The sequence below is a fragment of the Ruminococcus sp. NATIVEDY160 genome, assembly GCF_045819885.1.
Classification (GTDB): Bacteria; Bacillota; Clostridia; order Oscillospirales; family Acutalibacteraceae; genus Ruminococcoides.
Genome location: NZ_CP162391.1, coordinates 2,234,563 through 2,252,157 on the forward strand (window position 1 = coordinate 2,234,563; position 17,595 = coordinate 2,252,157).

The window sequence follows — 17,595 nt, forward strand, 5'->3', positions numbered from 1 at the left end:
TTCCTCCCTTACAGATTCTGATGGATACCGTTCTTAGCTCTGCGGAACGACTGCTTAAAGTCGCTTTTGTCGATTTCTCCGCCGAGCTGATTTTCGTCGGGTGTTTCGGTTTCCTCGAAGGTCTTGCCGTAATAAGCGTTGAGATACATCTGCTTGATCTCGCTCATCAGCGGATAACGGGGGTTAGCGCCCGTGCACTGATCGTCGAACGCCTGTACGGTCATATCGTCAAGTCTGTCAAGGAAGTCCTGCTCGTCCGGAACGTATTCCTTAATGGTGGACTTGATGCCGATCTTAGCCTTGAGCTCGTCGATCTTAGCGATCAGGTTTGCAAGCTTTTCGCTGTCGTCGCTGCCGCCGACGCCGAGATAATCTGCAACCTCTGCATAGCGCGCGAGGGTGTGCGGATGATCATACTGCGGGAAAGTACCCATCTTTGCAGGAACCTCCGCCGCGTTGAAGCGAAGCACCTCGTCGATCATCAGGGCGTTTGCAACGCCGTGAGGCAGGTGGTGGAAGGCGCCGAGCTTATGAGCCATGGAGTGGCATACGCCGAGGAAGGCGTTGGCAAAAGCCATACCTGCCATTGTAGCGGCATTAGCCATTTTCTCTCTGGCTTCGGGGTCGTTAAGACCGTTGTCATAGGCTCTGGGCAGATATTCAAAGATAACCTTCAAGGCTCTGAGCGCCAAGCCGTCGGTGTAATCTGTCGCCATCATGGAAGCGTAAGCCTCAAGCGCATGGGTAACAGCGTCGATACCGGAAGCCGCGGTCAGTCCCTTGGGAGCGGTCATGTGGAAATCGGTGTCTACGATCGCCATGTTCGGCAGCAGCTCGTAGTCTGCAAGCGGATACTTTACGCCGGTCTTTTCGTCGGTGATAACGGCAAAGGGAGTTACCTCGGAGCCGGTGCCTGCAGAGGTCGGGATAGCGATAAAGTAAGCCTTTTCGCCCATCTTCGGGAAGGTGTAGATCCTCTTGCGGATATCGGAGAAGCGCATCGCCATATCCATGAAGTTTACTTCGGGATGCTCATAAAGCACCCACATGATCTTCGCAGCGTCCATTGCGGAGCCGCCGCCGAGAGCGATGATCGTATCCGGCTCAAAGGATCTCATCTGCTCAGCGCCCTTGATCGCGCAGGCAAGGGTGGGATCGGGCTCAACATCAGCAAAAGAGGTGTACTGGATTCCCATCTCGTTGAGCTTATCGGTGATGGGCTTTGTATATCCGTTCTTATAAAGGAAGCTGTCGGTCACAAGGAACACGCGCTTCTTGTTCATAACATTTTTCAATTCATCAAGAGCAACAGGCATACAGCCCTTCTTTATGTAAATCTTTTCAGGCGCTCTGAACCAAAGCATATTTTCTCTCCTTTCGGCAACCGTTTTGATGTTGATCAAGTGCTTTACTCCTACGTTTTCGCTGACGGAGTTTCCGCCCCACGAGCCGCAGCCGAGGGTGAGCGAGGGCGCAAGCTTAAAGTTGTAGAGGTCGCCGATGCCGCCCTGAGAAGACGGAGTATTTACCAAAATACGGCAGGTCTTCATACGCGCCGCAAATTCAGCGAGTTTATCTTTTTCATTAACAGCGTCGAGATAAATGGAAGAGGTATGACCGTAGCCGCCGTCCGCGACAAGCTGCTCCGCCTTGCCGAACGCGTCCTGGATGTCCTTTGCGCGGTACATGGCAAGAACAGGGCTCAGCTTTTCGTGAGCGAATTCCTCACTGAGATCAACGGATTCCACCTCGCCGATCAAAATCTTAGTGCCGGCAGGAACCTTTACGCCCGACAGCTCGGCGATTTTCGCAGCCTTCTGTCCTACGATTTTCGCGTTGAGAGCGCCGTTGATAATGATGGTTTTGCGAACCTTATCCAATTCGTCGTCCTTCAGGAAATAACAGCCGCGCGCCGCAAACTCCTGTTTTACGGCATCGTAAATGCTGTCGAGTACGATAGTAGACTGCTCGGAGGCGCAGATCATACCGTTGTCAAAGGTTTTGGAGTGAATGATGGAGTTGACCGCCAAGGTGATGTCGGCACTCTCGTCAATGATGGCAGGTGTGTTGCCCGCGCCTACGCCGAGAGCGGGCTTGCCGCTGGAGTACGCCGCCTTTACCATGCCGGGGCCGCCTGTCGCGAGGATGATATCCGCCTCCTGCATAACCAGATTGGTCATTTCCAGCGAGGGAACGTCGATCCATGCAATAATGTTTTCCGGAGCGCCGGCTGCTACCGCCGCCTCCAGAACGACCTTTGCTGCTTCGATTGTGCTCTTCTTTGCGCGGGGATGCGGGCTGATGATGATAGCGTTTCTGGTTTTCAGACAAATCAACGCTTTAAAAATTGCGGTGGACGTGGGGTTTGTAGTGGGAATAACCGCACCTACAACGCCGATCGGCTCGGCGATCTTCTTGGTGCCGAAGGCAGTGTCTTCTTCGATCACGCCGCAGGTTTTGACGTCGCGGTACTGGTTGTAGATATATTCGCTGGCATAGTGGTTCTTGATGACCTTGTCCTCCACGATACCCATGCCGGTTTCTTCCACTGCCATTTGCGCGAGAGGAATTCTTGCCTGGTTTGCTGCGGTTGCCGCCGCTAAAAAGATAGCGTCAACCTGTTCCTGCGTGTAGGTGGCAAAGATCTTCTGTGCCGCTCTGGCTCTGGCGAGCGCGGCTTCCAGTTTTTCTACGCCGTCAACGATCTCATAATTTTTCTTGTTTGTTTCCATTGTTCTCCTCCTGATTTAATCAATTTGCATACTGTGCAGATGTGCCAAGGATAATGCTAAGTTTTCGTTTTGCAACGCTATGCCCTGCGGGATCTTAAGCGTAACAGGCGAAAAATTCCAAACCGCTTCAATTCCGCTCGCGATCAGCTGATCGCAAACCGATTGCGCCGCGTTGGCTGGAACGGTAATAATACCGATTTTGACGTCTTGCATCTGGCAAAACCGCCTCAGCTGATCCATGGAATAAACGGGCTTGCCGGACGCTATACGGCTTTTTTCTGCGTCCTTGTCAAATGCCGCTATTATCTCCATTCCATAATCACGGAAGCCTCTATAATCCATCAAAGCGGTTCCGAGCTTGCCTGCTCCGACCAAAACAGCCGGGGTAACATTGTTGACGCCCAGCGCAGTTCTCAGCGAAGCCTTCAGCGCGTCGGTAGCATAGCCTGTTTTGGGCTTTCCTTTTCCGCACACAAGGCTCAAATCCTTGCGCACCAGGACCTCGCCCAAGCCAAGCGCTCTTGCGATTGCCGGTGCCGAGATATGTTCGCTTGATATGTTTTCCAAATAACGCAAATAAGTCGGAAGCCGACCGAGCGTTGCTTTTGAAATTGCGGACTGCAAAGACTCACCTCCTGTTCGCTTGTTAATATTATACAATATTTTCTCAATATGTGAATAACTAAAATGGTATATCGGTAATATATTTATCGATATACCATATCTCGAATAACAAAAAACAGGTAGTTTTTACCCAAAAAACACAAGCAGCAGCCGATTTCAAAAGGAAAAGGCTGCTGCTTTTTTACAGAATATTTTGTTTTGATTTGTATAGCTCGGTCATAAAATCCCGATCCAGCTTGCTGAGTCGGTAATCCTTGCGGCATATCAGCATATCCCGGTATAGCTTATGATTATCGGGACAGCTCCTTTGCACCAGACCAAAGCCCGAAATAATATCGTCGGGCAATGGAGAGACCCACATAAACGTATCCGGATTTTGAGAGAGCAGGTGGAACTGACCGCCGCGCTCAAAAACAAAGATGTTGCGGGTGCAGTTGACGGTATGTTCATCCTTGAGCACGGTTGCCGCAGGTAAAGAGGGAACATACGGGTCGGCATGTGAGATCTGTATATACGGCTCTAAATCCTGATAGCGTATCTCCTCTTTCCGAGCGAGAGGATGCCTTGCGTTCATCACCAGCACATATCGGAATTCCGCGACCAATTCATACTTCAAGCCCTTTTCATCAAGCAACGTTTTGAAATAATTATCAAAATGAGAGGCGTAACGGATAATTCCCAAATGATAATTGTGCTCCAATATATTTGTAATAGCGTTTTGAGAGTTGGTTTCCTGATAATATATCTCCGCAGAGCCTTTGTCGATACAGTTTGTGAATTTTGAGAAGGCGTCGGCTATGTAGCTTGCGCGGGGAACAGAAACAGAAAAGGTTTGTTTTGCGGGCAATTCCGACTTATACATCGTTTCAAGTTCATCAAGCTGACTGAGGATGTTTTTGGCGTATCCCATAAATTCTTCGCCTTTGGGCGTGAGTGTCATACCTTTCGACGTGCGCAAAAAGATGGTGATCCCCAAATCCGCTTCAAGCTCCTTTATGGAACGGCTTAAATTCGGCTGTGCCACAAGCAGTGTTTCACTCGCCTTGTTTATCGAACCGGCTTTTGCGACTTCGACCGCATATTTCATATGGATAACGTTCATCCCGACACCCCCTTTGGAACTAATTAAATGATACCATACTTCCGGTCGAATTGCAACATAAATCAAAAGCGAATATCGTCAATAACAGCCGCTTTTGATAATGATTAGCGGTGATCGTTATGAAATGTATTTGACTGTGTCCATTCTCAAACGGAGCTTTCGTCATCATTTTCGATGAAGCGCATTCCTTACTGCCATATGAATGTACCGTTGATCTTCGGTCGGCTCATTTGGTCATTCCGCTGACACTGCAAGCTCAGCCTGAATTGCGCCGACCGTGCCGAAAACCTCAACTTCCGATACAACGGAAAAAATTATCAATTCGTGGTTCAGCCGCACTCCTCAGTGATTTTTCCGAAGCCTGTGTGAATTTGAATAATTACACATATATCGCTCTGCAAAATTTTCAAGTTAAAATGAGTTTGCAAACGTGTAAAATATAATTTTAGGACATCTCATTCTGCCAAAGAAGAGATGTCCTTATTTTTTTATCACGTATATCCGCCGTCAAATGGAGTCATAATCACTCCTTTAATACGTCGCCGATAACCGATTTCAGCGTATCGGCGGATTGTTTCAACGCCGCTTTTTCCTTGTCGTTCAGTTCGATCGGCACCTGACCTTCTACGCCGTGCTTGCCCACAATAGCAGGCATACTGAGTGCAACACCGTTTATTTCCTCGCCTGTCTGTATGCTTGAAACCGGCAATACGGATTTTTCATCCCTGACGATCGCCTCGCAGATCCGCTTGACCGACATAGCGATACCGTAGTAGGTAGCCTTTTTCTTTTCGATGATCTCATAAGCGCTGTTCTTCACGCCGTCTGCAATTTCTCTCATTGCCCGTTGATGCTGATAATGTCCGCGCATTTCACAGAACTTGTGAAGCGGAACTCCCGACACATTGGCGCTGCTCCAAGCGGCTATCTCTCTGTCGCCGTGTTCGCCGATGATAAAAGCGTGAATACTTCTGCTGTCAACACCGAGATGCTCGCCGAGCAAATACTTCAATCTTGCGGTATCGAGTACCGTGCCCGAACCGAAAACTCTGTTTGACGGAAAACCGCTGAGCTGTTTAGCGACATAAGTTAAAATATCTACGGGATTGGCAACCACCAAAAGGATCCCGTCTTTATTATATTTCACAATTTCGGGAATGATCGACTTGAAGATCGCTACATTCTTCTTCACTAAATCAAGTCTTGTTTCACCGGGCTTCTGTCCGGCGCCTGCTGTCACGATAACTACCGCGGCGTCGCTGATATCCTCATAGCTGCCCGCGTAGATCTGCATAGGCTTTGAGAAAGGAAGTCCGTGGCTGATGTCGAGAGCTTCGCCCTCGGCTCTGTTCCTGTCAGCGTCGATCAGGACGATCTCCGAGAACAAATGACTTTCCATCAGCGCAAACGCCGAAGCCGAGCCTACAAATCCACAGCCGATAATAGCGGCTTTTCTGCTGTTTATTTCTACCATAGCAGTCACTCCTTTTCTTTTCTGATTGTATTATATACCGTATTGGCAAGATTAATCTAAAATCTGACCGTCTCTTGTAATCGTCACGACCTGCCACGGAATGAACTTTCCGCTGTTTCTGAGCGCCTGCTCCGCGGCTCTCTGCAAACCTCCGCAGCACGGCACTTCCATACGGACAATAGTGACGCTCTTGATATCGTTATTGCTGATGATCTCGCTCAGCTTGTCGGTGTAGTCCACCATATCGAGTTTCGGACATCCAATCAGGGTGATTTTTCCCTTCATAAAGTCCTCGTGCATATTGGCGTAGGCGTAGGCGGTACAGTCGGCGGCGATCAGCAACTTTGCGCCGTCATAAAACGGTGCGACTGTGGGCAGCAGTTTGATCTGGCAAGGCCACTGGTTGAGCCTTGATACAGGCTTGCCTGTTACGACAGGTGTTTCCTCAACTTCGGATTTATCAAAGGTCATCATTCTTGAACCGGGGCAGCCGCCCTGATGATGGTGCATTTCCATTTTCTTCTCCTCCTGCGCTTTCTTAACTGCTGTTTCATCATATTCGGGAGCCTCGCGCTCCTCAAAGGTAATTGCTCCTGTCGGACAACTCGGCAGACAATCACCGAAGCCGTCGCAGAAATTCTCACGCATCAGCTTTGCCTTGCCGTTCACCATATCAATAGCGCCCTCGTGGCACGCGTTGGCGCAAGCGCCGCAACCGTTGCATTTTTCTTCATCTATTTTGATTATCTTTCTAATCATTATTCTCACCTCTTGTATATATCATAATTTATTCACCATCAAAAAGCTGTTGCCACAGCAACACTTTTATGATATTCTAAATATGAGGTGATTTTGATGCTTACAAACCAAGATTACATTTGCTCTATCCGCAAATGTTACCTGTTTGACGGAATAAAGGATGAACAGCTTGCCGATGCGATCAAGCTGTTGAACGGACGCATAAAAAAGGTCGTTAAAGATGACTATATCATTCAACTCGGCGGAACCGGACAATATGCAGGGTTATTATTGAAGGGCAAAATCGAGAGTTCCTTCCAGAACGAGAACTTTGACCAAATCACAATGCTCACCTTCACAAACGGCTATCTGTTTGGCGAAAGCTTGGTTATCAATCGGGCAAAAAACAGCCCTGTTCAAGTCAGAGCTGTTGAAGATTGCGTTGTGCTTTTTATTGATTTGGAAATGATCTACGCAGCTGCGGATAATACCTCGATACAAATCATTCTCGCGAGAAATCTGATAAAAAGCCTTGCGAATAAGAACCTTATTCTAAACCAAAAGGTGAGGATACTCAGCCAGAAAAGCCTGCGTGACCGGATATTTATTTATCTCCGCACACTTCCGAAGGACAAGGATGAATATGTAAAGATCCCGTTCACGCAAACCGCCCTCGCCGAATACCTCGGTGTAAATCGCAGCGCTCTATCCAGAGAACTCGGAAGGATGCAGAATGAGGGCTTACTGGTTATTGACGGGAAGAGAATAAAAATAATAGATAATTTGGTTTAAACACAAGAACAGCCTGATGATTTCTGGTGAAGTCCTGAGGCTTATTGAATACTGTTTTTATATACTCAATTGTGTTATCAAATGCAGCAGTAACTTAGCGATTTTCTCCGGGTGCGATCCTGCTGTTTCAACCATTAGTAAATTGTGCTGATAAAGTAATGAACAAAAAATAGGAGCCTTCCCTAGAAGGTGTGGGTCAAATTCTTTGCGCTCTGCCGGGTAAGCCAATGTTTAAGCCACCGCAGCGGAGCATGATCATCGAAATGAGATTGTCGATGTTGCGGAAGCCGTAAGCCATCCTGACAGAGAGCTTGATCTTGTTGTTTGTGGCTTCGATCCGGGCGTTGGAGATACCGTTGGTTATGGTCGCGATGATCGCGTTCTTGTGCGAGACCATCCCAAATATTGTGTAAACCTCCGATATGGTGTAGAATAGAAGCACCATATTGGAGGTTTTAAATTATGAGCAGAAGAAAACGCAGCCCGGAAGAACAGGCGAGAAGAGAAAAAATCCGCGAGCTATTACAAACCAGCGGCATCAGTAGCATGGAGGATATTCAGAATCTCTTCAAGGAAACCATCGCGGAATTTATGGTGTATATTCCGCCGCGTGAGCACCACTTGCACGGAGTTTTAGCACCACGGTCACGCTGCTTTAGCGCCACCCTTTACGGGGTTGAGCACCACCCTCTATAATAGATTTGGCACGCGTCAGCGTGACTAAATCAAAAGGAGGTTGTCGAAATGATCGACTACCGAAACATTTTAAGACTGCACAGCGAAGGGCATAGTCAGCGAGCGATGGAGCGAGAGTTATACTGCTCGCGTCACACGATCTCCGATGTGCTCGACAAGGCGAAGAAAGCCGGGATCTCCTGGCCGTTGGGTGAAGACGTTACCAACGAGATGATTCAGGAGCTTCTTTACCCGGGAAAGTACGCTTTGGCGTGTCCTTACACGCAGCCGGATTTTTCTGAGATCCACAAAGAGCTTGCAAAGAAAGGCGTTACGCTCACGCTTTTGTGGGAAGAATACTGCGTCAAGGTTCGCGATTCGGGCGGAATCCCATATATGTACACGCAGTTCTGCGAGAAGTATCGCCGTTGGGCACGCGTTACGAAAGCGACCATGCGCATCACACATAAGCCCGGCGACGCAGTTCAGGTGGATTGGGCAGGAGACCCACTCTACATCACCGATTCAGTTACCGGAGAGGTGGAACCGGCTTACATATTTGTCGCCGTGTTACCGTGCAGCTAGTATACCTACGCCGAGGTTTGCGGCGACATGAAGACAGAGAACTGGCTGCTCTGTCATGTTCACGCATTCAACTACTTCGGCGGCGTTCCGCGTTTGCTGATTCCGGATAACTGCCGAACCGCAGTCAGCAAGAATACCCGTTACGAAACTATATTAAACAAAAGCTATCAGGAGCTGGCGGAGCATTACAACGTCGCGATCGTTCCCGCAAGAGTCGGCAAGCCCGACGACAAACCCGCAGCAGAAGGCTCCGTCCGATTTGTATCCACTTGGATCACTGCCTCTCTTCGTAACCGCAGGTTTTTCACCCTTGGCGAAGCAATGCAAGCAGTGGCGGAAAAGTTGGAGGAACTGAACCGACGTCCGTTCAAAAAACGTCCCGGTTGTCGTCTGACAGCGTTCGAACAGGAGGAGAAGGAGTTTCTCAAGCCCCTTCCTCTGTATACATACGAGCCTTCCGTTTGGGTTCACCCAAAGGTCGGCTATGATTATCTGGTGAGCGACGGCGTCAACAAATACTCCGTTCCGTTTGATTTGATCGGAGAAAAGGTCGACGTGCGGCTTACCAAGCATATTGTGGAGGTGTTCTACAAGCAGACAAAGGTCGCGGTTCATGTTCGTTTAGACAAGCCGCAGCGCGATCCCGTCGTCAAGCCCGAGCATATGCCTGAAGCACACAGAAAATATCTCGGCTACAATGCCGATGAATTCACAGTTTGGGCAACCGGCGCAGGAAGCAGTATTGCTGAAACCGTACAGTATTTCCTGAATAGCGGCAAGGAGGTTGAGCAGGGCTTCAAATCCTGCGCAAGTCTCATGAAACTTGAGAAGCGATACGGTTCAAAGCGCTTGGACAACGCTTGTGAGAGAGTACTCAGACTGACCTCTCAGCCCACTGTTCGCAATATTAGCGTGCTGTGTAAATCCTCTGCGGAAAAGCAGCCGGACCACGTTCCCGTCAAAAAGGAAGGCGGACACGGAATTACACGCGGCGCAGCATATTACAACAAGGGAGGCAAGCGTGATGAGTAATGTTTCTATTGTTGACCAGCTAAGAGAAATGCGCTTGACCGCAATGGCAAGAGAATTTGAAGCACAGTCACAGGATCCGGCAACCTACAGTCAGATCCCGTTCGAAGAGCGTTTTGGATTGATCGTCAACGCGGGATGGAACAGTCAGCAGGCGAGTAAACTGCGCAGACGTATCCATGACGCACATTTCGACATCCCTTCTGCCTGCATGGAAGGGATTGAATACTTTGAAGACAGAAAACTTAACCGTGAGGAACTGACGCGGCTTTCTACCTGCAAATACATTGATGAAAAGCACCACATCGTTCTGAAGGGCGCTACCGGAAGCGGTAAAACCTACATTGCCTGTGCTCTCGGAAACGCCGCGTGTCGTAAATTCAAGCGCGTTCGCTATGTGCGTATGCCCGAGCTGCTGGACGAATTAACGCTCGCCCGCGCGGAAAACGATTTCAAGAAAGCTGTCAAGGCATACGGGAAAGTAGATTTGCTGATTATGGACGAGTGGCTGATGAGACCGCTCACCATTCAGCAGTCCTACGATTTGTTTGAGATCATTGAAGCGAGAACCAAGCACGGCGCAACGATTTTCTGTACGCAATACGACCCTTATTCCGACTGGTACGAGAGATTGAACACGGACCCGGCGCATGACAGCCCCATCAGCGACGCGATCATGGACAGGATCTACCACAACTCCTATGTCGTATCTGTCGAGGGCAAGGTTTCCATGCGGGCAAGGCACGGCTTGAAGCCGGAGCAGAACTGCGAGGCGGCAGAATGAAACGCTACCTCATCAACGAAATGAAGTGCTATCTGGCGCTTGTGCCCGATGCTTCAGAGGAGGAAATCTCAGATTTGAAAGAATGGGTAGCCGCGGGAAACAGCCCATACGCTAATCCTTGGTACATTGCGGATGAACGCGGAACAGAGTTGCCGTTCATCGAAGCCAGACGTGTTATTTTCATCCTTGCGGAAGAAATGGATTAAAGCTTTGGCATAGCGGGGGCGCTGCCCCCGAACCCCCGGAGTTTATCGCTTTTGTTTCCGGGAGAGTGATGTCTGCGGAAAAACAAAAAGAGTGACACCGTATGGCATCACTCTCCCGCGAACCTCATACGCCGCTCAGGTCGCCCTCCGGCGTTGCCCTATCCTGCGTATGAGTAAAGCAAGATCATGATACCATGTTTTAATAGTGTAAGTCAATAATTTGAGTGGCGCAACTTGTCCGTGACGGTGGTGCTATTTCTCCGTCACGGTGGTGCTAAAACTCCGTGCAAGTGGTGCTGTGTGAGCGTGATTTGCATCCAACTCTGCATCCAGACCGTTCTCCATGAATTCGGCGATTGTTTCCTTAAATAGATTCTGGATATCCTCCATGCTGCTGACTCCGCTGCTTTGTAGGAGTTCCCGGATCTTTTCCCTCCGGGCTTGTTCTTCAGGACTGCGTTTTCTTCTGCTGCTCATAATTAAACCTCCAATTCGGTGCTTCTATTTTACACCAGATTGGAGGTTTACACAACTTTTGGGATGGTCTCGAGCTTGAACCTCAAGCCGCCTTCTAATGTCATTTGATTTCAAGTTGTTTTTGTAGCTGCTGTTTTAATTTTGGAGCTTGTTTTTCATAAAGTTTTGCAGAAGCGTCGGTCAGGCAACCGTCATCTGTCAGCAATGGCGTATCCAGCACTGCTTTGACACTCACTGCCATTGATGCAGCTGCAGCAACCGTCTGTTTGCTTTTCGTTGAATATTTGGAGTAATATGATGGGCGATCTCATGCGCGATAGTAAAATTGAGTCTGCCGGCACACCCTCTTGTGAGCGCTTCATTGATAACGATGGTTCTGCCGGACAGCTCAAGCGTGATATCCGACTGATTCGCGTCGGTCAGCGTAATATCCATATCGTTAAACGCTGTAAATCCCATGATGTCAGAATCCTCTCCTAAATCCACGAACTTCACATCCAATCCCCACATTTCAGCCAACGTGATCGGATTCACCTTGAAAAGCTCCCAATCCACACCGATGTATTCTTTGTACTTCTGAATTGTTTGTGTAGCAAGGCTGCTAATTTCACCACTTCTAAGATATAGCATTGTCGTTCCTCCCGTTCTATTGTTTTGCCTCGACAAACCACTTGCCTTCATCCTCAAAAAGATAGGTTTCTTTGCCCGATATTGATACCGTATAACGGATACCGGTGCCGCCGACCTTCATCGCGGCACATCTTTTTACCTGAATCAAGCGGTCGATCACATAGGATTTGCCATCCTCAAATACTAAGCTCATTGGTCTTTTTCTGCCGTCCTTATTCTCACGGACGATTACGTCTACAAATACTTTTCGCGCCATAACACACCTCGTTCAAACTGATTGACAGTCATCAGCGCTCTGCCGACATATTTACCGGAGATTTTGTGTCTGGACATTTTGTAAACCTTGTTTTCACTGTCGCCGACATTAAATACGTTCAAGGCGCCTTCCTTGAACGCCAGCTTCCGCTGCACAAAAACAATTGAATCATCAATTACGCCCACATCACCGAATCCCCAATCATCCTTCGCGACACAGCACAAAATTGAGTTTTCGTTTTCATACATAGAGCATCCGATGACGCCATAAGATATTGTCGGCGGATGCGCCTGCAATAATCCATTCATCCATAATCACCTCATATTCGCCATACCTGTAGGCATTGTAAGTTTTGCTTGATTATTCATCATCCATACGTTTTTCAGCAATACCGCGTTTTTGATTATCTCGCTGCCGAAGCGCGCTCTCAGCGACTCGATGCAGTTATCTATTTTTGTCTGCCGGGTCATTGAATCCTGATCGACAAACAAATCCAACTGCATTGGAGCGGAATCGGATATGAGATTAATCGCTCTGACGGTTACCGAGCGTATGTTTTTATTCCAGACATACTTTTGAAGGAATAAGGCATAAGCAAGCTTTGCAATCACGAATGGGGACTGTGTTGCAAAATTGAGTTTTTGCTGCCACTCCTTATGCATTAAATCTTCATTTCTGATGCAGATAGAGATACCCATACAATTCATGCCGAGCTTTTTCAGTCTGTGACCGATATCCTGGGACAGCTCGAGGATTGTGATCCATACTTCTTCGTTGGAAGTGAGGTCTGCTTTTGTAGTGGTGCCGTGACCGACTGACTTCACAACCGGTCTGTAGTCTTCATACATAACGGGAGAGTTATCTAAACCGTTAGCGTATTGCCACAGCTTCAGCCCATGTATCCCAAGATGTGATTTTAGAAATTCGGGAGCTGTGTTTGCCAAATCTCCGATTGTCCGAATACAAAACCTGTCAAGCGTTCTCTTTGTAGCCCGTCCGACAAACAACAGATCAGATGCGGGCAAGCGCCAGATTTTCTCCTTGAAGGATTCTTTGGGAATTACTGTTACAGCATCGGGTTTCTTCATATCGCTGCCGAGCTTGGCAAAAATCTTATTGTATGAAACTCCCACGGAAACAGTCAGCCCGAGTTCTTCCTTCATGGTTTCTTTGATCTCATAAGCTACGGCTTCGGGATTTTTGCCGTTATACTCTGAAATATCCAGCCAGCACTCGTCCATTCCATAGGGTTCAACCTGATTCGTGTAGTGGCCATATACCTCCCGCGCGAGCTTTGAGTATTTGATGTATTCATCAAAATGAGGCGAAACGATAACAAGACCTGTACATTTTTGCTGCGCCTGCCACACTGCTTCTCCCGTCTGAACGCCATATGCTTTGGCAGGATAGTTCTTTGCCAACACGATACCGTGCCGTTCCTCTACACTTCCGCAGACAGCTACAGGCTTCCCTTTGAGAGACGGGTTCAGCATACATTCAACTGAAGCGTAAAAGTTATTCATATCGCTGTGCAGTATGTTTCTCATAGCCCACCTATGAAAGAAATATTTTTCTTGACATATTAAAACATATGTGCTATTATTAGCTTGTAACAGGAAGATAATTTCCTTTTGACAGTATTGTAACAGAAATACATTTCTTTGTCAATAGGGATTTTGAGAAAATATTTTCCGATTTATTTGAGGTGAAATTATGAGCAGTTACGGCGAACGATTGATGAGAGCGCGCAAAGAGAAAGAGCTTTCCCGGGAAGAACTGGGAAAACTCTGCGGAATCACCGGAAGAACTATTCAGAATTATGAATTGGGGCATGTTACGCCCAATCGCATTGACGTTTCTCAACGGCTTGCTGATGTTTTGGACATATCGGTCGACTATCTGATCTACGGCGAGAAAGAGGAAACAGAACTCACGGAAGAGGAGAAGAAGGAAATCCTTGCTCACGCTTCTGCTTTATTTGCAGGCGGCAAATTATCTGACGAAGAGCAGCTTGCCTTTATTTACGAGCTTCAGACGCTCTATATGAAAGCAAGGCAAATTATAAAAGATCGCGAAGACGAGCAATAAACCTCGCCGGATTGTAAATGAAAAAAAGCATTCAAAAGACATAAAAACAGGGTAATACCAGAGCATTGTCCTTTTTATGACACATCTGTTTTTGTATAATGATGATAGGCGAGTAGCATTTTTTCGTCATTTTTTGAATCTCGAAATCCATTTTTTGAACAATTATTTGCAATCAAGAGGTAAAGAGCAAAATGAAAAAGAACTATATTTACGCATGTGTTGAGGAACTCATCGAGAAGTATAACACTTCCGATCCGTTTGAACTGATGGATGCGCTTGATATTCACTGCGAGTCCAGCAATCTGGAACATTTGAAGGGGTATTGCGTCATCATTCACGGCATCAAGTTTATTGCGATCAACGAGAATCTTCGCCCTGCAGAGCGCAAAATCGTCGCGGCGCATGAGTTGGGACATATTATTCTTCATTCAGACAAATTAAAGGCCGCCGCGCATGAGGACATGAATATCTATAACATCGCAGACAAAACGGAGTATCAAGCGAACCTCTTTGCCGCTGACCTGTTGCTTGACGATGATGAGGTTGATGAGCTGGCAATGCAGGAAGGTATTGATTTCTACACGATGGCAAGATACCTCTACACAAATCCTCAGCTGTTGGGATTCAAGCTGTTTAGCATGGCTAACAGGGGATATAACTACAATTTTCATATTCCACCGAAAAGTACATTTTTGGCATAAAAATGACCACGCAGGATTTGGAACTGCGTGGTTTGCTTTTTGTTTTATATTTGTGTCTGTTTCCATTGTAGATATTTTTCTCTCATGCAAATAGCACACGGTCTATATCCAGCTGCAATTGCAGCGGCTTCATCTGCAAAGAAAACTCTGTACTTCACATAATTTCCTTTTGCTATGTGTCGTAAAGCGGAAGGGCAATCCAATCTGCCGTATATTTTCAATTTCTTATGCCCGCCCAATGTTCCTTTGTTTTCGGAATAATACTCTTTACCATTCGGGCGAACGCTTTTTCAAGCATTTTTCTGACTTTGCCGAAAAGTACGGCATTACCGATATGTATTCGGGCGGATTCTATCCGTTCCCGGATAAAGAAACCTTCTGGGCGTGGTGGAGCAGACATATCTATTTCAACCGCTATATAAAAGCTCCTAACCCCGTGTATGACGATTTGATAAATCTCGTTAAGGATAAGAATTACTTTGTCCTCACAACGAATGTTGACCATCAGTTTCAGTTGGCAGGCTTTGACAAGGAGCGGCTGTTCTACACACAGGGTGATTACGGCTTGTTCCAATGCTCCGTGCCTTGCCACAATAAGACCTATGATAACTACGATACCGTCGTTTCGATGATCGAACAGCAGGAGGATATAAAAGTCCCGACCGAGCTGATACCGCGCTGTCCCGTCTGCGGCAAGCCAATGACAATGAACCTCAGATCTGACGATAAATTTGTCGAGGACGAGGGCTGGCACAAGGCGGCTGAGCGGTATAGCTCTTTCATCGCCGAGAACAAGGACAAAAGCATTGTGTATCTTGAATTGGGAGTCGGCGGCAATACGCCTGTCATCATCAAGTACCCGTTCTGGCAGCTCACGGCGCAAAATAAAAACGCTTCGTAACTATTCAGAACGATAAAAATTTGTATACCTGCACAAAAGAAATTTTGAAATATCGAATAGCAGGCATGCAGATGATAGAAATACAAATTGGTCGTATGCTATGCTCTCCAGAGGCACTAAAAGCGCCTCTTAAAAATCAGGTTCGTCAAAATGTACAACCGTCAACAGGGCGCGGTATAGCCAAACTTCGTTAATTCTGGTATAATATCGGTAACGAAGGCGGTGGAGCAAATGCCGGTTACACAAGAATTTATCGAATCGTTGATGAAGCAAAATCAAATGCTGCTAGAGCAAGTCGATTCGTTGAGTAAAACCATAGACGAACTCAATGTGACAATCAAAGAATTGCGTGAGCAGCTTAACAAAAACTCTGGCAACAGCTCCAAACCGCCATCATCTGACGGTTTCAAGAAAGTCAACAAGAGTCTGCGTGAAAAAAGCGGTAAGAAACGCGGCGGACAGAAAGGACATCAAGGAACCCATCTTGCTGTACTTTCCAAGCCCGACGAAATCAAGAGGTATATGCACGCCGACTGTACTTCCTGCCCTTATCGGGATAAGTGCGCTTCAAAGGCTTGCGTTAAGGAGACGCGGAACGTAATCGACGCGGTAGTTGAGGTAAATATCACTGCTCACGAAAAACTCTGTGTCGAAGTGTGCCCTCTTTGCGGTGAATCCAAAACAGGAGCATTTCCAAAAGATGTAAAAGCAAATGTACAATACGGCAAGAATCTGCAAGCTCTGGTTGTCGCTTTTAATACCGTAGGTGCGGTCAGCGTCAACAGGATCCACGAAATATTAGGCGGCGTATTCAATATACCTCTTTCAACCGGTACGATTAAGAATATCGTAAGCCGCTGTGCAGAGAAAGTAAAGCCAGCACTTGAGCTAATACGTCAAAAGCTTTCTAAAAGTCCGTTGGTTCATTGCGATGAAACGGGAACCAACATAGACGGCAAGCTGCATTGGGTTCACAATGTTTCAAACGGAAGCTACACATATATGACTGTCAGCAAAAAGCGTGGTTACGAAGGCATAAAATCCGCCGGAATTCTTCCTGATTATCGCGGTATCATCGTCCACGATTGCTGGACTTCCTATTGGAAGTTTAACGATGTGACGCATTCTGTATGCTGCGCCCATCTTCTGAGAGAGCTGAACGGAATTGCAGAAAATCACCCGGAGCAAGCATGGGCGAGAAAATTCAAGGAACACCTTTTGCGTATGAAAAGAGCAAAAGACAAGGCGATCGCGGCAGGAAAAGATTATCTCAGCGTGTTTACAATTCAAAAATACAAACGCGAATACGATGTCATCATAAAAGAGGCATACGCGCAGAATCCTATTGCGGAACCTGTCAGGAAAAAACGCGGCAGAGTAAAACGCGGTAAAATTCTCGCGCTCATCGACAGGCTCAAAAAACACAAGGGAGCAGTCTGCCTGTTTTTAGAAAAGCTCGGTGTTCCGTTCGACAACAATCAAGCCGAGCGCGATATCCGCAACATCAAAACAAAGACCAAGGTTTGCGGCTGCTTCAGAAGCAGAACCGGCGCAGAGGAATACATGGGCTTAATGTCGTTCGTTAGCACCGCCCGCAAAAACGGGTTTGATTCTTATCACGCGGTAAAGATGGTTTTATCAGGTCAGATCAATCAGGTTTTTGGGGTGGGGTGCTGAATAGTTACAAATTTTTATGTAAGAAATTGTTAAAACTATGAATATTATAGATGCATTTGCTTGCATTTATCTTTCTATTCGGCTATAATATGATTAAATATGATTATTTTTTAGGGGATGAAAA

23 protein-coding genes are annotated in these 17,595 nt (G+C 47.2%); 10 read left to right on the plus strand and 13 right to left on the minus strand.

Annotated features, from left to right (window positions below):
* Nucleotides 1–8 precede the first annotated feature (8 nt).
* The 5 genes from adhE to AB1I49_RS11025 form a co-directional block, all read right to left on the minus strand.
* On the minus strand, nucleotides 9–2,732 hold the full coding sequence (gene adhE, locus AB1I49_RS11005; RefSeq protein ID WP_407720994.1) for a bifunctional acetaldehyde-CoA/alcohol dehydrogenase: 2,724 nt from the start codon (nucleotides 2,730–2,732) through the stop codon (nucleotides 9–11).
* 15 nt (nucleotides 2,733–2,747) lie between these two features.
* Nucleotides 2,748–3,356, minus strand: a complete 609-nt coding sequence (locus AB1I49_RS11010) for a redox-sensing transcriptional repressor Rex (RefSeq protein WP_316612756.1) — start codon at nucleotides 3,354–3,356, stop codon at nucleotides 2,748–2,750.
* Nucleotides 3,357–3,537: 181 nt separating this feature from the next.
* Nucleotides 3,538–4,524, minus strand: a complete 987-nt coding sequence (locus AB1I49_RS11015) for a LysR family transcriptional regulator (RefSeq protein WP_407720995.1) — start codon at nucleotides 4,522–4,524, stop codon at nucleotides 3,538–3,540.
* Nucleotides 4,525–4,981: 457 nt separating this feature from the next.
* Nucleotides 4,982–5,932 carry an L-lactate dehydrogenase gene (locus tag AB1I49_RS11020; protein ID WP_407720996.1) on the minus strand — a complete coding sequence of 317 codons (951 nt, stop codon included), beginning with the start codon at nucleotides 5,930–5,932 and terminating at the stop codon, nucleotides 4,982–4,984.
* A 51-nt stretch (nucleotides 5,933–5,983) separates the two neighbouring features.
* Nucleotides 5,984–6,691 carry an ATP-binding protein gene (locus tag AB1I49_RS11025; protein WP_407720997.1) on the minus strand — a complete coding sequence of 236 codons (708 nt, stop codon included), beginning with the start codon at nucleotides 6,689–6,691 and terminating at the stop codon, nucleotides 5,984–5,986.
* A gap of 96 nt (nucleotides 6,692–6,787) precedes the next feature.
* On the opposite strand from AB1I49_RS11025, the gene AB1I49_RS11030 reads away from it, so the two are divergent.
* Nucleotides 6,788–7,462: a Crp/Fnr family transcriptional regulator gene (locus tag AB1I49_RS11030; protein WP_407720998.1), complete on the plus strand. Its 675-nt coding sequence runs from the start codon at nucleotides 6,788–6,790 to the stop codon at nucleotides 7,460–7,462.
* Nucleotides 7,463–7,658: 196 nt separating this feature from the next.
* Here AB1I49_RS11030 and AB1I49_RS11035 read toward each other — a convergent pair whose 3' ends face one another.
* Nucleotides 7,659–7,859 carry a transposase gene (locus tag AB1I49_RS11035; RefSeq protein WP_407720999.1) on the minus strand — a complete coding sequence of 67 codons (201 nt, stop codon included), beginning with the start codon at nucleotides 7,857–7,859 and terminating at the stop codon, nucleotides 7,659–7,661.
* 65 nt (nucleotides 7,860–7,924) lie between these two features.
* On the opposite strand from AB1I49_RS11035, the gene AB1I49_RS11040 reads away from it, so the two are divergent.
* The 5 genes from AB1I49_RS11040 to AB1I49_RS11060 are packed head-to-tail and all read left to right on the plus strand — an operon-like array spanning nucleotide 7,925 to nucleotide 10,741.
* A complete protein-coding gene (locus tag AB1I49_RS11040; RefSeq protein WP_407721000.1) occupies nucleotides 7,925–8,158 on the plus strand; it encodes a hypothetical protein in 234 nt (77 codons plus the stop codon).
* Nucleotides 8,159–8,206: 48 nt separating this feature from the next.
* Nucleotides 8,207–8,722 (plus strand): transposase, encoded by a 516-nt coding sequence (locus tag AB1I49_RS11045; protein WP_407721002.1) that lies wholly within the window; start codon nucleotides 8,207–8,209, stop codon nucleotides 8,720–8,722.
* A 27-nt stretch (nucleotides 8,723–8,749) separates the two neighbouring features.
* Nucleotides 8,750–9,754, plus strand: coding sequence for a Mu transposase domain-containing protein (locus AB1I49_RS11050; protein ID WP_407721003.1), 1,005 nt, complete (start codon nucleotides 8,750–8,752; stop codon nucleotides 9,752–9,754).
* A complete protein-coding gene (locus AB1I49_RS11055) occupies nucleotides 9,747–10,535 on the plus strand; it encodes an ATP-binding protein (RefSeq protein WP_330056944.1) in 789 nt (262 codons plus the stop codon). The genes AB1I49_RS11050 and AB1I49_RS11055 overlap by 8 nt, the downstream gene beginning before the upstream one ends.
* Complete coding sequence (locus AB1I49_RS11060) at nucleotides 10,532–10,741, plus strand: hypothetical protein (RefSeq protein ID WP_407721004.1); 210 nt, start codon at nucleotides 10,532–10,534, stop codon at nucleotides 10,739–10,741. Before AB1I49_RS11055 ends, AB1I49_RS11060 begins: the two co-directional genes overlap by 4 nt.
* A gap of 252 nt (nucleotides 10,742–10,993) precedes the next feature.
* Here AB1I49_RS11060 and AB1I49_RS11065 read toward each other — a convergent pair whose 3' ends face one another.
* The 6 genes from AB1I49_RS11065 to AB1I49_RS11090 form a co-directional block, all read right to left on the minus strand.
* Nucleotides 10,994–11,218 carry a hypothetical protein gene (locus tag AB1I49_RS11065; RefSeq protein WP_407721005.1) on the minus strand — a complete coding sequence of 75 codons (225 nt, stop codon included), beginning with the start codon at nucleotides 11,216–11,218 and terminating at the stop codon, nucleotides 10,994–10,996.
* Between the two features lie 100 nt (nucleotides 11,219–11,318).
* The gene (locus AB1I49_RS11070) at nucleotides 11,319–11,459 is read right to left on the minus strand and encodes a hypothetical protein (protein WP_407721006.1); all 141 of its coding nucleotides are present in this window, start codon (nucleotides 11,457–11,459) and stop codon (nucleotides 11,319–11,321) included.
* Nucleotides 11,450–11,848 carry an ImmA/IrrE family metallo-endopeptidase gene (locus AB1I49_RS11075; protein ID WP_407721007.1) on the minus strand — a complete coding sequence of 133 codons (399 nt, stop codon included), beginning with the start codon at nucleotides 11,846–11,848 and terminating at the stop codon, nucleotides 11,450–11,452. The genes AB1I49_RS11070 and AB1I49_RS11075 overlap by 10 nt, the downstream gene beginning before the upstream one ends.
* A 16-nt stretch (nucleotides 11,849–11,864) precedes the next feature.
* Complete coding sequence (locus AB1I49_RS11080; protein WP_092966161.1) at nucleotides 11,865–12,104, minus strand: hypothetical protein; 240 nt, start codon at nucleotides 12,102–12,104, stop codon at nucleotides 11,865–11,867.
* Entirely contained in the window at nucleotides 12,083–12,412 is a 330-nt protein-coding gene (locus tag AB1I49_RS11085; protein WP_407721008.1) for a hypothetical protein, read from the minus strand. Before AB1I49_RS11085 ends, AB1I49_RS11080 begins: the two co-directional genes overlap by 22 nt.
* Nucleotides 12,413–12,418: 6 nt before the next feature.
* Entirely contained in the window at nucleotides 12,419–13,651 is a 1,233-nt protein-coding gene (locus tag AB1I49_RS11090; protein WP_407721009.1) for a DNA polymerase Y family protein, read from the minus strand.
* Between the two features lie 166 nt (nucleotides 13,652–13,817).
* On the opposite strand from AB1I49_RS11090, the gene AB1I49_RS11095 reads away from it, so the two are divergent.
* Together AB1I49_RS11095 and AB1I49_RS11100 are read left to right on the plus strand one after the other, a co-directional pair.
* The gene (locus AB1I49_RS11095) at nucleotides 13,818–14,192 is read left to right on the plus strand and encodes a helix-turn-helix domain-containing protein (RefSeq protein WP_407721010.1); all 375 of its coding nucleotides are present in this window, start codon (nucleotides 13,818–13,820) and stop codon (nucleotides 14,190–14,192) included.
* A gap of 191 nt (nucleotides 14,193–14,383) precedes the next feature.
* Nucleotides 14,384–14,893, plus strand: coding sequence for an ImmA/IrrE family metallo-endopeptidase (locus AB1I49_RS11100; protein WP_330057071.1), 510 nt, complete (start codon nucleotides 14,384–14,386; stop codon nucleotides 14,891–14,893).
* A gap of 44 nt (nucleotides 14,894–14,937) precedes the next feature.
* Here the strand turns inward: AB1I49_RS11100 and AB1I49_RS11105 are convergent, their stop codons facing one another.
* Complete coding sequence (locus tag AB1I49_RS11105) at nucleotides 14,938–15,132, minus strand: Ada metal-binding domain-containing protein (RefSeq protein ID WP_407721011.1); 195 nt, start codon at nucleotides 15,130–15,132, stop codon at nucleotides 14,938–14,940.
* A 95-nt stretch (nucleotides 15,133–15,227) separates the two neighbouring features.
* Between AB1I49_RS11105 and AB1I49_RS11110 the strand changes: the two genes are divergently transcribed.
* A complete protein-coding gene (locus tag AB1I49_RS11110; protein ID WP_407721012.1) occupies nucleotides 15,228–15,794 on the plus strand; it encodes an SIR2 family NAD-dependent protein deacylase in 567 nt (188 codons plus the stop codon).
* Between the two features lie 231 nt (nucleotides 15,795–16,025).
* Nucleotides 16,026–17,471, plus strand: a complete 1,446-nt coding sequence (tnpC, locus tag AB1I49_RS11115; RefSeq protein ID WP_407721013.1) for an IS66 family transposase — start codon at nucleotides 16,026–16,028, stop codon at nucleotides 17,469–17,471.
* The last annotated feature ends 124 nt before the right edge of the window (nucleotides 17,472–17,595 follow it).

What these genes read in the sequence shown, in the direction of transcription:
- AB1I49_RS11055 (WP_330056944.1), top strand. Translation starts at nt 9,747, where the DNA reads ATGAGTAATGTTTCTATTGTTGACCAGCTAAGAGAAATGCGCTTGACC.
- AB1I49_RS11095 (WP_407721010.1), top strand. Translation starts at nt 13,818, where the DNA reads ATGAGCAGTTACGGCGAACGATTGATGAGAGCGCGCAAAGAGAAAGAG.
- AB1I49_RS11100 (WP_330057071.1), top strand. Translation starts at nt 14,384, where the DNA reads ATGAAAAAGAACTATATTTACGCATGTGTTGAGGAACTCATCGAGAAG.
- AB1I49_RS11075 (WP_407721007.1), bottom strand. Translation starts at nt 11,848, where the DNA reads ATGCTATATCTTAGAAGTGGTGAAATTAGCAGCCTTGCTACACAAACA.
- AB1I49_RS11030 (WP_407720998.1), top strand. Translation starts at nt 6,788, where the DNA reads ATGCTTACAAACCAAGATTACATTTGCTCTATCCGCAAATGTTACCTG.
- tnpC (WP_407721013.1), top strand. Translation starts at nt 16,026, where the DNA reads ATGCCGGTTACACAAGAATTTATCGAATCGTTGATGAAGCAAAATCAA.
- AB1I49_RS11070 (WP_407721006.1), bottom strand. Translation starts at nt 11,459, where the DNA reads ATGGCAGTGAGTGTCAAAGCAGTGCTGGATACGCCATTGCTGACAGAT.
- AB1I49_RS11080 (WP_092966161.1), bottom strand. Translation starts at nt 12,104, where the DNA reads ATGGCGCGAAAAGTATTTGTAGACGTAATCGTCCGTGAGAATAAGGAC.
- AB1I49_RS11085 (WP_407721008.1), bottom strand. Translation starts at nt 12,412, where the DNA reads ATGAATGGATTATTGCAGGCGCATCCGCCGACAATATCTTATGGCGTC.
- AB1I49_RS11050 (WP_407721003.1), top strand. Translation starts at nt 8,750, where the DNA reads ATGAAGACAGAGAACTGGCTGCTCTGTCATGTTCACGCATTCAACTAC.
- AB1I49_RS11025 (WP_407720997.1), bottom strand. Translation starts at nt 6,691, where the DNA reads ATGATTAGAAAGATAATCAAAATAGATGAAGAAAAATGCAACGGTTGC.
- adhE (WP_407720994.1), bottom strand. Translation starts at nt 2,732, where the DNA reads ATGGAAACAAACAAGAAAAATTATGAGATCGTTGACGGCGTAGAAAAA.
- AB1I49_RS11035 (WP_407720999.1), bottom strand. Translation starts at nt 7,859, where the DNA reads ATGGTCTCGCACAAGAACGCGATCATCGCGACCATAACCAACGGTATC.
- AB1I49_RS11090 (WP_407721009.1), bottom strand. Translation starts at nt 13,651, where the DNA reads ATGAGAAACATACTGCACAGCGATATGAATAACTTTTACGCTTCAGTT.
- AB1I49_RS11110 (WP_407721012.1), top strand. Translation starts at nt 15,228, where the DNA reads ATGTATTCGGGCGGATTCTATCCGTTCCCGGATAAAGAAACCTTCTGG.
- AB1I49_RS11060 (WP_407721004.1), top strand. Translation starts at nt 10,532, where the DNA reads ATGAAACGCTACCTCATCAACGAAATGAAGTGCTATCTGGCGCTTGTG.
- AB1I49_RS11045 (WP_407721002.1), top strand. Translation starts at nt 8,207, where the DNA reads ATGATCGACTACCGAAACATTTTAAGACTGCACAGCGAAGGGCATAGT.
- AB1I49_RS11040 (WP_407721000.1), top strand. Translation starts at nt 7,925, where the DNA reads ATGAGCAGAAGAAAACGCAGCCCGGAAGAACAGGCGAGAAGAGAAAAA.
- AB1I49_RS11020 (WP_407720996.1), bottom strand. Translation starts at nt 5,932, where the DNA reads ATGGTAGAAATAAACAGCAGAAAAGCCGCTATTATCGGCTGTGGATTT.
- AB1I49_RS11065 (WP_407721005.1), bottom strand. Translation starts at nt 11,218, where the DNA reads ATGAGCAGCAGAAGAAAACGCAGTCCTGAAGAACAAGCCCGGAGGGAA.